8 protein-coding genes are annotated in these 13,003 nt (G+C 45.0%); all 8 read left to right on the plus strand.

The features are described from left to right. The first annotated feature begins 56 nt into the window (after positions 1 to 56). The 8 genes from KUV50_RS01460 (at position 57) to KUV50_RS01495 (ending at position 12,987) form a co-directional block, all read left to right on the plus strand. The gene (locus KUV50_RS01460; protein WP_222578304.1) at positions 57 to 2,231 is read left to right on the plus strand and encodes a DUF2070 family protein; all 2,175 of its coding nucleotides are present in this window, start codon (positions 57 to 59) and stop codon (positions 2,229 to 2,231) included. Between the two features lie 406 nt (positions 2,232 to 2,637). Continuing rightward, entirely contained in the window at positions 2,638 to 4,287 is a 1,650-nt protein-coding gene (pafA, locus tag KUV50_RS01465; protein ID WP_222578305.1) for an alkaline phosphatase PafA, read from the plus strand. Positions 4,288 to 4,379: 92 nt separating this feature from the next. Next, positions 4,380 to 6,017 (plus strand): alkaline phosphatase PafA, encoded by a 1,638-nt coding sequence (pafA, locus tag KUV50_RS01470; protein ID WP_222578306.1) that lies wholly within the window; start codon positions 4,380 to 4,382, stop codon positions 6,015 to 6,017. Between the two features lie 320 nt (positions 6,018 to 6,337). After that, on the plus strand, positions 6,338 to 6,634 hold the full coding sequence (locus KUV50_RS01475) for a cupin domain-containing protein (protein ID WP_222578307.1): 297 nt from the start codon (positions 6,338 to 6,340) through the stop codon (positions 6,632 to 6,634). A 262-nt stretch (positions 6,635 to 6,896) separates the two neighbouring features. Next, positions 6,897 to 8,936, plus strand: a complete 2,040-nt coding sequence (locus KUV50_RS01480; protein ID WP_222578308.1) for an FG-GAP repeat domain-containing protein — start codon at positions 6,897 to 6,899, stop codon at positions 8,934 to 8,936. 6 nt (positions 8,937 to 8,942) lie between these two features. After that, positions 8,943 to 10,061, plus strand: a complete 1,119-nt coding sequence (locus KUV50_RS01485) for a polysaccharide deacetylase family protein (protein ID WP_222578309.1) — start codon at positions 8,943 to 8,945, stop codon at positions 10,059 to 10,061. Positions 10,062 to 10,504: 443 nt separating this feature from the next. Then, positions 10,505 to 11,638, plus strand: coding sequence for a sialidase family protein (locus tag KUV50_RS01490; protein WP_222578310.1), 1,134 nt, complete (start codon positions 10,505 to 10,507; stop codon positions 11,636 to 11,638). 47 nt (positions 11,639 to 11,685) lie between these two features. After that, positions 11,686 to 12,987 (plus strand): hypothetical protein, encoded by a 1,302-nt coding sequence (locus tag KUV50_RS01495; protein WP_222578311.1) that lies wholly within the window; start codon positions 11,686 to 11,688, stop codon positions 12,985 to 12,987. The last annotated feature ends 16 nt before the right edge of the window (positions 12,988 to 13,003 follow it).

Here is a 13,003-nt window from a genome sequence, read left to right on the forward strand (position 1 = left end):
AAAGAAACGCTTGAGGTCTCGCATTTTTGAAGACTCATAAAAATGTTTCAAAAACTATGCAAAGTCAGTTTGTCGGAATATGCATCTGTTTTTTGTTCCTGAGCATGAACCTGATGGGGCAATCTTTTCCAGATACTGCTTTTTTACAGCCTGTGTCTGTCAAGTATACCTTTGTGGATGATACTCAGGCAGATCGGGGGGATCGTCTTTTAGTAGACAGAGACAATAATGTGTATGTTCTTAAAGAAAATGGCCTCTATATTCTGTTGGCTGGGAAGTTAGTAAAAAACCGGCAATATCGGCCTCTTCAACATAAAATTCCGGTGGATGTAGCCGTTCAAAGTCCGACCAAAGAGTTGTACTATCTTTACAATGATCGGTTCCTTTCCAATACCCATGCGGGTAAGCCCTATGGGAAATTTGGCTCCGGTCAATTTTCCAAGATGGCCGTAAATAATTCCGGCGCAGTTCTTTTGGCCGGAGATCATGGTTTTCAACTGGTTAAAGAGGAGTCATCGACTACCGGACGAGAGTCTGATGCCATAGAAGAGGTCAAAGCGTATGAAGAAGATTTTTACATCAAGACACGTTTCGGCATCAATCGCTATCAGGATGGTCGTTTTGAACCGGTAATCACCGATTCTAAAATAACTGCCTGGGCTTTTGATAAAGACCTATTGTATGTTGCCAATGAGTCAGGATTCTATGTGGTGGATCGTGCCAACGGGCGAACGATTTCTCCACTGCAGAATAAACTTCCTGTGTTGCCTGCTGTTTCAATGGCGGTCCATCAGGGGGTGGTCTGGATGGGTTCTGATCATGGAGTTTTTAGTACGACCGATGGCAATAACTTTAGATACTATGCTTCAAAGCGGTGGTTGTGGGAGGATGTTGTTTATGATGTGACACATGATTCAGATGGCAATGCCTACGTGCTGACTTCATCGGGTGTTTCAAAAATAGATTTCAAGCCAATGACCTTGGCAGATAAGGCGGCTTATTTTCTGGACGAAACCAGAAAACGTCATCTGAGATATGGATTGATCGGAGAAGTTCATTTTAAAAAACCGGGTGATGTAACCACCATGGAAATGGTCGATACCGATAATGACGGACTATGGACTTCCTTTTATCTGGGAAGTGAAGTTTTTCGTTATGCCACAACGGGCGAATCGCAGGCGCGATCCAATGCCATGGAGTCTTTTGAAGCATTTGAACGCTTGTTGTCCATCAATGAATTGGAAGGTTTTCCTTCGCGGACTTTCGAGCGTGCGGGTTACAAGGTCTCTGATCCTGATCGATGGCGGGACAGCCCCGAGGAAGGATGGGAATGGAAAGGTCATACCAGCAGTGATGAGTTTGTGGCTTACATCTGGGTGGCAGGTATAATGCACCAATACCTTGATCTTAATCCACAGGAACATCAACGCGTGGCTAACTTTATCGATGCGATCATGATGCACATTATTCGAAATGATTACTACCTGGTCGATGTGGATGAAAAACCAACATTGTGGGGGCGATGGAATCCGACGTATATTAATAGTTATCCCAAATCTGTTGTTGACCGAAAACTGGGAAGTACGACCATCACAGCGGGATTGCAGTTGGCACATGCATTGACGGGTAAAGATATTTATACCACGGAAAGAGAACGACTCTTTGAAGAGCATGGGTATCTGGAGAATATAAAAATCCCGGTGGCTCATATTCAAAGCACACCCAATGTGTTTTATAAAGGCCATAATATGGGAGAGGGCGGCTGGAATCACTCTGATGACGAGATGGCATTTTTAACCTATTGGATTTTATATCATTTTGCTCCGAACAGTGAATTGAAAACCATCTATGCTGATGTGATTTCTGATCACTGGGCGATTGAAAAACCTGAACGAAATGCGTTGTGGAGTGTTATAGCGTATGGAACTTCAGGGGATATTGACGTGGAATCGGTCAAGTGGCATCTACAAGAATACCCCTTGGATCAGATCCGGTGGACGATGAAGAATTCACACCGCAAAGACCTGGAATTTCTCGAATCAAATTTTCGGGAACAATCTACAAAAACCTTGATTTCGCCTGCTGAGCGCCATGCGATTAGGCACAATTCCAACCCTTTTGATCTCGATGGAGGTCGAAATGGAATGACTCAGCTCGCCGGAGATGAATATCTGTTACCTTATTGGATGGGCCGATACCTTCAGGTTATCGTTCCGGAATCCAGCGAATAAAAAGATATCAACGGATAATTTAAAAATCTTTCGCTCGACCTCATCCGGGGGGCACCATTGCCGGTATGATTAGGTTCATCCCCCGGACTCGAGCGAATTTTTTTGGTGGTAAAAATTAAACCATCCGCTCAATATAGCGAGAAAAATTTAGGATGCTGTGACTGAAGTTCGGATTTTGTACAAGGAAGTGATTTTCGATTTTATGAATTATCCTTCTTATTAGCTATATTGATTTTTCGTGTCAGTTCTGAGATAGAATCATTACACCCCAAATTCAGTTCCCTTTAGGATTACAGGAGTTTAAATGGGGTACTATGGTCCACTCATTATGTCACATATTAACTCATATTTCTTTATTTGCCCGTTTCTCCAGGATGGAAGCGGACTTTTGTAAAAAATTAACATAATGTTGAAAAGAAACTTTTTAAAAGGATTCGTGCTCCTGCTGTTATTTGCAGTGTCCATTCCTGCTTTTGGTCAGAACAAACGTAACACGGACCATCCCAAACTGATTGTCGGGGTAGTCGTAGATCAAATGCGCTGGGATTATCTGTATCGGTATCAGGATCGATATGTCGATGGTGGCTTCAAACGAATGCTCCGGGAAGGATTTACCTGTGAAAATGCACATATTAATTACAGTCCGACGGTGACAGCTGCCGGCCATGCCTGTGTATACACCGGGAGTGTGCCTGCTATACATGGAATAGTGTCCAATAGTTGGTACGACCGATCCATCAAGCGAAGTATAAATAACGTGGAGGACACCACCGTTCAAACCATTGGTGCACCCCATAGCGGGCCGTCTCAATCCCCCCGGAATCTTCTGGTGACCACAATCGGTGATGAGCTGAAGCTCTCCAATAATTTTAGAAGTAAGGTGGTTGGTGTTTCTTTCAAGGATCGGGGCGCTATATTACCTGCAGGCCATCTATCTGATGGGTCCTATTGGTGGGATAAGAGTACGGGAAATTTTGTAACCAGTACCTACTTTATGGATGAATTGCCGGAGTGGATGAAAGAATTTAATGCCCAGAAACTATCCCAGGAATATGCAAAGAAAAGTTGGGAGACGCTTTATCCCATAGATACCTACGAACAAAGCACGGAAGACGATAAGCCGTATGAAAATAAGATGATCGGTAAGAAAACGGCCACTTTCCCTTATGATTATGGTAAAGCCAATGCCAAACCGGGTGATATCTACGCCTCACCCTTCGGAAACTCGCTTACGATGAAGGCGGCTATAGCTGCGATCGAAGGAGAAAATTTAGGGAAAGGAGAATTTGCAGATATGATTGCCATTAGCTTTAGCTCGCCGGATGCGTTGGGGCACACGGTAGGACCAAACGCAATTGAGATTGAAGACATGTATTTACGTCTTGATCAGGAATTTGCAGAGCTTTTTGAATACCTCGACGACCGGTATGGCCGGGATGGGTATTTGTTCTTTATTACAGCGGACCATGGTGTGTCGCATTCCCCTGGATTTTTGGATGAACACAACCTGCCGACCGGAGTCTATGGCAGTGGTTTAAATGCAGCGGTGAATAAAGCAGTGAGTGATCGATTCGGCATTGATGATATTGTCGAAGCAACCAGTAGCGCTCAGGTTTACCTGAATTGGGAAAATGTTGAAAAACAAAACAAGGACGTAGACCGCAGTGAATTAATGCATTTTGTTGCTGAACAACTGAAAAAGGATCCGGGTGTGAATGATGCCTGGCCGGCACGAGAACTTGGGACAGCACCCTGGCCAGAGCCTATAAAAAGCCGGTTTATCAAAGGATATAATGCACAGCGGGGTGGTGACGTGATGTTTGTCCTGAAGTCTGGTTGGAAAGGGGGCTCCATGAATGGGGCGACCCACGGACTTTGGTATCCTTATGATGCCCACCTTCCCTTGGTGTGGATGGGATGGAATATCGAGCCGGGCTATACGAACCGTTTTGTGGGGATGACCGATATAGCGCCTACTTTGGCTGCACTGTTGAAAATTCAGATGCCCAGTGGAAGCATTGGTCAGCCGATATTGGAGATAACGGATAAAAAGTAAATTTTTTTTAGATAACTTCTATCATACTATTGGACAATGCCCCCGTTAGCCAAGCTATCAGGGGCATTGCTCTTATTGAAAAAACCAAATCAGTGTTGTTAAGATTGCGTCATACTCTATTCACCTTCTTTAGTATACTTGTTTTTCTTCCTGGAAGCAAAGCACAAGAACCAGGACAGAACCCCAAAATAATCATTGGTGCGGTGGTTGATCAAATGCGCTGGGATTACCTTTATCGATTTCAGGATCGTTTTACCGATGGCGGATTTAAGCGTTTACTGCGGGAGGGATTTGCATGTGAGAATACACAGATAAATTACAGTCTAACTGCTACAGGGCCGGGTCATACGTGCGTATATACGGGAAGTGTACCAGCTATTCATGGCATCGTAGGAAATACCTGGTACGATCGATCGATACGAAAAGAAGTCAATTGCGTGGAGGATTCTACGGTATCGAGCGTAGGAACGGATCAGGCTAGCACCTCGCGATCTCCTCACCACTTGTTAACCACCACTATAGGCGATGAGCTCAAATTGTCCAATAACTTCAAAAGTAAAGTTATCGGAATATCGCTCAAAGACCGCGGTGCTATTTTGCCTGGAGGACATCTGTCCGATGGCTCTTATTGGTACCACAACGGAACAGGTAACTTTATCACGAGCACCTATTATACTTCAGTACTGCCACAGTGGCTTCAAGCGTTCAATGCACAAAATCATGCCGGCAGGTATTTGAAAAACAACTGGGAGACGCTGTATCCCATCGAGACCTATGTCCAAAGCACAGAAGATAATAAACCTTACGAGCGTACGCTTATCGGGAAGGATGAGCCCGTATTTCCCTATGATTATAGCGATCGTCTGGATGATTATGGCGCGATCCGAACCAACCCTTATGGTAATTCTATCTTATTTGATTTGGCCAAAGCCGCTATTGATGGCGAAAATCTTGGGACAGACGAATTCCCAGATTTGCTTGCAATTAGTTTTAGTGCACCGGATGGTCTTGGTCATCGGGTAGGGACCAATGCCATTGAGATTGAAGATATGTATCTGCGTCTGGATCAGGATTTTGCTGCGTTTTTTGATTATCTCGATGAACGTTTTGGCAGAGATGGTTATTTGTTTTTTATCACAGCAGATCACGGAACTTCCCAGTCATCTGGTTTTTTGAAGGAGAATCAATTACCAACTGGTGTTTTTAGTTTTAAATTTCTTCATGAAATCAATGAGTTTGTCAAGGAAAAGTATGGAGTTAATCACGTAATAGAGTCAGCGCAAAATGCGGAATTGTACCTAAATTGGGAAGAAATCCATGCAGCAGGAAGTAATGTTGATGAAGATCAGCTTATGACTGATATAGTGCGTATCTTGCGTGAGCAGGATGGCATAGCCAATGCCTGGCCGACTCGTAAGTTGGGCACAGCACCCTGGGCTGAACCTATGAAAGCTCGGTTTATTAATGGATACAATGCACAGCGCGGTGGTGATGTGGTTATTGTGCCTCAGCCCGGCTGGCAAGCCTCTGAAAAAGGTACAGACCATGGGTTGTGGTATCCGTTTGATTCACATATCCCGTTGGTTTGGATGGGATGGAATGTAACGCAAGGACAGACCCATCGGCTTATTGGCATGACGGACATTGCACCAACCTTAGCTGCCTTACTCAAAATACAAATGCCCAGTGGAAGTGTAGGGCACCCCATCCTGGAGATTACAGATCAGTGAATTAGCCGGCGAATAAATTCGCCGCTACAGGGGTACAGTGGTTTGTACTGGTGAAGGGTGCTGGAATCAATCCATCAGAATTGTTCGTCTCTCCCAGAACTTCATTGGAACGAATTGCTAACGATAGAGATACCCCCTTGATGAGCAGTAGGAGTAGCCCCTGTAGCAGCCCCAAATTCCATATGGGGCAAGCTGGTTTCAACCGCCAAATTTTCAATTGCTCTGTCAGACCTGCTGCCAGGACACCCAGCATTTTCTAAAAAGAATATATTTGGCTATATTGAATCTATTACTTTCTCAGACATCATTAAATATTCATCATGAAAAAGGTCACCAATCCCAATGTAAAGCTATTAGCCAAAGGAGATAAATTTACAGCCAAACAAATGGCAGCTAAAGCAGGAGCACTTTTGCCGAAGCATCGTGCGTCCGTTGAGTCTGTCCTGGTGATGCTGGAAGGAGAATGCGTTTTGTCACTGGCTCAAACAAAACATGTCCTCAAACCGGGCGATAGTTTTATTATCCCCCCAAAGATAATACATCAGATTAGTGCCAGTCAGGATTTTAGGGCGGTCCATGTGATGACTAAGGATATAAAGTTCGATTTTTTTGAGTAATTGATAATAGCACTGTATGTATAACTTTATACAATCCTCCATTCAGGGGTTCATTTCGTTTAACCCACGTATCCCACGGAATCTCGATCATATGCTATTAAATCGGAGATATAAGATGTGAGGTGGTGGATTGAATCATTTTGTATCCGCCTACGAACCTGTTGTTCAGCTCATAATAGCCTTGCAAGGATAATATACTATCTGTAATAGCGAAAATTAGTATATTTCATATCAATTTATCTTATCAATTTTATGTGCTGATATGAAAAGAGAACTTAACATGAATTTCGGGGCAAAATACAAAAGGTTCTTACGCTATAATTGGATCCTGTTGATGCTTTTTATCTGTGGCGGTTGTCTGAAAGTGCAGGAAGAGAATATGACACCTCGGGATTGGTCTCCAAATGAGTTAAACAGAATTGGTTATCATAATCCGAACATCACGGTAGATCTCGGGGTAGGGTTGTGGGCCATTCCCCTGCCCATGGATTTCGATGGGGATGGCGATTTGGATTTGGTGGTATCTTGCCCGGATCATCCTTTTAGCGGGATTTATTTTTTTGAGAATAAAGAAGGGAGCGTGGAGTATCCGGTATTTGAACCCCCTGTTAAGATTGCGGAAAAGCATCGGAACATCGAGGTGTCTTTTGTTGATGGGAATCCCAGATTGTTGGTCCCCGGTAAAGAACTGACTGGTCTTGAGCAGGGCGATTTGAAAGAAAAGGAGGTGTTCTCGGTCGAAGAGATTCTCAAAGATTTCCCGAAGAAAAAACCGCGCTTTAATCAATGGAAATACGTGGATTATGATGGAGACGGCAACTTGGATTTTATTGTAGGAGTTGATGACTGGGGTGATTATGGGTGGGACAATGCATTTGATGAAGCAGGTAACTGGACGAATGGCCCACTTCACGGGTATGTGTACTGGATAAGAAATGAAGACGGAAAATATGTAAACAAAGGTCGGTTAAAGGCCGGTGGTAAAGTCATCGATGTGTATGGAGCACCTTCGCCCAATTTTGCGGACTTTGACGGTGATGGCGATTTGGATTTGATTTGTGGAGAATTTCTGGATAAGCTGACCTGGTTTGAAAATACAGGTAGTCGGGAGCAGCCCGAGTATGCAGCGGGACGTTACCTGGAAAATGATAACGGGGTCATTCAGATGGATCTCCAGATGATTATGCCGACGGTGATTGATTGGAACGGCGATGGTCACATGGATTTGATTATCGGCGATGAAGACGGCCGAGTGGCTTATCTCAAAAACACCGGTAAGATTATGAACAATATGCCTGTTTTTGAAGATCCCTACTACTTCAAACAAAAATCAGATAAAGTGAAATTTGGTGCCCTGTCGACCCCTTTTAGTGTCGATTGGGACGGCGATGGTGATGAAGATCTTATCGTAGGCAATACCGCCGGCTATATTGGCTTTATCGAAAATCTGGATGGTGGATACCCGCCCAAATGGGCAGAGCCGGTGTTGCTGGAAGCCGGAGGAGAAACCATACGGATCCAGGCGGGAAAAAGCGGATCTATTCAAGGCCCTGCTGAAGCCAAGTGGGGGTATACTACACTTTCTGTAGCAGACTGGAATGGAAACGGTTTACCTGACTTGATCGTCAATTCGATCTGGGGCAAGGTGCTCTGGTATGAGAATGTGGGTACGCGGACACAACCCCAGCTGGCTCCGGCCCGATCAGTGACTGTGGACTGGGGAGCGTCAGGACCGCCCAAGCCATCCTGGTTTTGGTGGGATCCCGAATCCGACGAACTGGCTACCCAATGGCGAACCACGCCTTATGCCATCGACTGGAATGAAGATGGATTAACCGATCTGATCATGCTTGACCATGAAGGGTATCTCGCCTTTTTTGAACGAACCCGGAAAAATGATGCCTTGGTGTTGCTGCCGGGAAAACGTATCTTTTACGGAACTGATTACAGCGGATACAGATCAAATGGGGCCGTGACAGATAGCATGCCCGGACCGCTTCAGCTGAATACCCGACTGTACGGCGGAAGTGGTCGCACAAAACTTTGTTTTACGGACTGGGATGGTGATGGCAAAAAAGATCTTTTAATTAATAGTATTAATGTCACTTGGTTGAAAAACCGGGGAGAAAACGAAGGAAGGATTTATTTTTCCAATGAGGGGAGCCTTTCAGATGTGAAAATTGCCGGCCACTCGACCAGTCCGGCCGTAGTGGACTGGAACAAGGATCAGATTCCTGATCTTTTGGTGGGTGCTGAGGATGGGTACTTTTTTTATATGGAAAATCCGAGAAATTTAAAATAAAGAATTATGATCACTGAATATATGCACATACAGTCCCGGAGGGCAAATTCATCCCAAAAACGAACCCTCCGCGGATTTGTTTTTTTATGTATTCTCGGTCTTGCACTTAGCAGTTCCACTGTACACGCGCAAAAGAGAACCTATGCTGAAAAACTAGGCTATCCGGCAGGGAAAAAAATTTTAATTCTACATGTGGATGATGCGGGGATGTCCTGGGATTCCAATCAGGGAACCATAAAGTCGATGGAAGAAGGTGTCGCAAACTCGTGCAGTGTGATGATGCCTTGTCCCTGGGTGCCTGATATGGTGGAATACATCAAACAGAACCCCAGGGTAGATGCCGGACTCCATTTGACGCTGACCTCTGAATGGAAAAAATACCGATGGGGCCCGTTGATGGGAAAGCCAGCAGTTCCAGGTCTGGTTGACCAACAAGGAGCAATGTGGCGATCGGTCCAGGAAGTCGTAGAAAATGCTACAGCTGACGAGGTTGAAGCCGAAATCCGTGCTCAAATTGACCGCGCGTTGACGATGGGGTTTCGACCCACCCACCTGGATTCGCACATGGGAACTTTATTTGCTGACGAAGAATTTTTAAAAAGATATATCAAAGTTGGTGCTGAATATAAAATCCCGGTTATGTTTCCAGGAGGACATATATCACATCTCAAAGAAAGTTATCGGCAGGATGTGATCAAAGACTTGAAAAGGAAGGGTACTTATAAAAAAGGCATGGAAGTTCCTTTGCCAGATTTACTAAGCTTAGCCCCCGTACTTGGTCAACGGATTTGGGCCGCCGGGTTGCCGGTGTTGGATGATTTGCACAATGTGTCGGGTTGGCACATTCCAGATGATATGAAGCGCACGGATGATGTTTTGCAAGATTTTTATACCCGTAAATACATAGAAACTATTGATGAACTGGAGCCAGGATTGACCATGGTTATTATGCATTGTACCCAACCATCTGAAATATTCAGTGAAATCTCTTCATCCGGTGACCGACGACGAGCAGACATGCTGGCGATGAAAGATCCGCGGTTGAAAAAATATATTGAAGATGAAGGAATTGTACTGACTACGTGGCGGGAAGTAATGGAGCGTAGGAAAGCCGTAGATCGCTGATGACGAATGGTGCATTTAAAATAAGACACGGCACTGATGCAGCCGGTACTACTGCGTCACCTTTTTGAATGATTTGGGTGGGCCGTAGATTTTTCCGAGGCAAATGAAGTGCTGTAAACAGCCATCTGCGCCGTGACTGTGGATTTTTTGGTGCTGATGCAACAAACCAAAACAACTGATGAAATATCATTTCAGTGCACTATTGTACGAAAGAAAAATTATAAATGGTAAGAAATCCAGATTGCGGTCAATTGTGCAAATTTTCAATTATAAACTGACCGCCGGTGCGTGGCGGCCATGTGGAGATATACCGTTGAGACGGCAGAAGTGGGAGAAACAGCTGTAAATTAGTACACGAACGAAGGTACACCGGTACTGGGTGGTGTTTGTGGAGAAACTATAACTGTAGTGAATTAATTATTTAACGAAATAAATCAAACTTTATGAAACACTATGCAAATGATTTGTCACCGGGAGGGAGTACGGCCAAAACGCTGTGGGTAGGCATGATTTTTTTAACTATGATGCTCTTTTCGGGTTGTCAAAGCTCCAACTCAGAAACTGCAGACCAAGACGATGAAATGGATCTGCCGGTGAAGGATTTTGTATTCGATCAGGCAGATGGATTTGCGCAGTGCCATGCTTCGACCGTTGCTCTTATGGAAAACGGGGAATATGCCGTGGCTTGGTTCGGTGGGACCGAAGAGAAAAATGACGATGTAGGTATCTGGATGTCGACCGGGACTCCCGGAAATTGGACAGAGCCTATTGAACTGGAGAAACTTCGGAATGATCCCCACTGGAACCCCGTTTTGTTCAAAGCCCCCGATGGACGTCTCATTCTTTATTTTAAAGTGGGGAAAGAGATTCCGACCTGGGAAACATGGTATACCGTATCGACAGATAACGCCAAAACCTGGAGCGAAGCGAAAGAGTTGGTTCCCGGAGACCGGGGTGGGCGTGGTCCGGTGAAGAACAAATCCATCGTACTCAGCAATGGAGATTGGTTGGCACCGGCTTCGCATGAAGAAGGATCGTGGCGCTCATTTGTTGATCGCAGTACAGATGATGGTCAATCCTGGACAGCTGAAGAATATGTTCCTATGGACACCAGTGTAGTCACGGGACGGGGAGCGATTCAGCCCACATTGTGGGAGTCTAGTCCTGGAAATGTCCACATGCTGGTCCGGACGACATCTGGATTTATAGGTCGTAGTGACTCAAAAGACAATGGCAAAACATGGTCTGAAATTTATGATATTGGACTTCCTAACCCAAATAGCGGGGTAGATCTGGTGAAATTGCCAAATGGGGATCTCGTTTTGGCTTACAATCCGGATCACAAACAATGGGGAGATCGATCTCCGCTTACTTTAGCGGTATCTGAAGACAATGGGGAGACCTGGCCATATAAAGTCAATATCGAAACTGGCCCACCGGATGATGAATATTCTTATCCTTCAATTATCGCTCAGGGGGATACGATTTCCGTGGTCTATACCTGGCAGCGTGAGAAGGTAGCTTTCTATCAGGCAACTGGTGAACAGTTAAAGGCGTTGGCTGAAGAAGCAAACTAATCGAAGGTGAATCTTTCATGATAATGTAGATACAAAAACGACCGAGTATGCCCCAGAATAAGAAACCAAAATATGTTGCGATTTTAATTGTGATGATGACCCTGGGCGCTTCCTGGGCCATCCGAGGTCGCTTTGGACATGAATACGGAGCAGCATGGGCCGGATCTATTGGTATCCTGGCTCTTTTATTGGCTTCTAACCGGAAAGATTGGCTACAAAATTGGTTGCCGATTGCCGCAGCGGGAGCTGTCGGATGGGGTATGACAGGGATGATCAGTTATGGAGCTGTCGTTGGTTATGGAAAAAGCGGTGATCTGCTCAATACTTCATATGGTTTGCTTTCTCTGTTTGTCATCGGCGGGTTATTTGGCTTTCTGGGGGGTGGATTTACCGGTTTGATGCTTGAATCCGGGAATAAGAAAAAACCGGAGTGGGCGCCATTGCTCACGCAGATGGTCGCCGGAGGAATTGTGTTCTGGGGTTTTCTGATTTATCAGTTGGAATGGTTTATGACGCCGCCGCGGTCTGAGCTGTGGGCGGCCTGCCTGGGAGCCGCATTTGCTATGGGGTGGTACATGCTACGGCATCGTTTTAAAAATGCCTGGTATGTAGCAATGTTGACGATGTTGGGGGCTGGCTTCGGATTTGCATTTGGTAATTTTATGCAAGCGACCGGCATCAATGCCGGTATTGCCATCAATTGGTGGAATGTAATGGAATACAGTATTGGGAGTTTTGGTGGCTTGGGTCTGGCTTATGGCGTGTACAGTCGAAGTTGGCCAGAAATGCCTAGATGCTCCGCCGCCTCAATGAAATGGTCCGCATTACTACTTTTTGTTTTGATCCCGTTGTGGACTATTACAAATGCATTTGAATGGGGTAAAATAACACGCTGGGCTGAACGAAGCGGAGTGGACATGGTCGACCAGTATGCCACAGGTGTGTATGTTCAAATGGGAATCGTATCTTTTCTAGCTCTGATTGGTTTGTTTGTGCTGGCAAGGAAGACTTTCCATCAACGTGCAACACGACGCCTGGTTTTTATGGCGACTCTGGTGACCTGTTTTTGGTACCAGGCATTGAAATTGATTACTTCAGGATTGTTTGGTTATTATACCGTTTCTATGGAAGAACTGACTGTATTGAACTTATTGGCAGTAGCTATCTTGATATATGCACAGAATTTGGAAATAAGTCCTTTTGAATGGCCAGTGGCCGATGGTGAATTTAATACCTTGCTCCGCAGAACTGGCCTGGTGGTGATTGTTGTAATTCTTATTTTATCAGTGATCGCTTCTGGTGTGATCGATGATATGCCAGGCAGTAATTACCGATTTGGCGGAGAATAAGTAGGATTGTTTGAGC

Source organism: Membranihabitans marinus, from assembly GCF_019802045.1.
Taxonomy (GTDB): Bacteria; Bacteroidota; Bacteroidia; order Chitinophagales; family Saprospiraceae; genus Membranihabitans; species Membranihabitans marinus_A.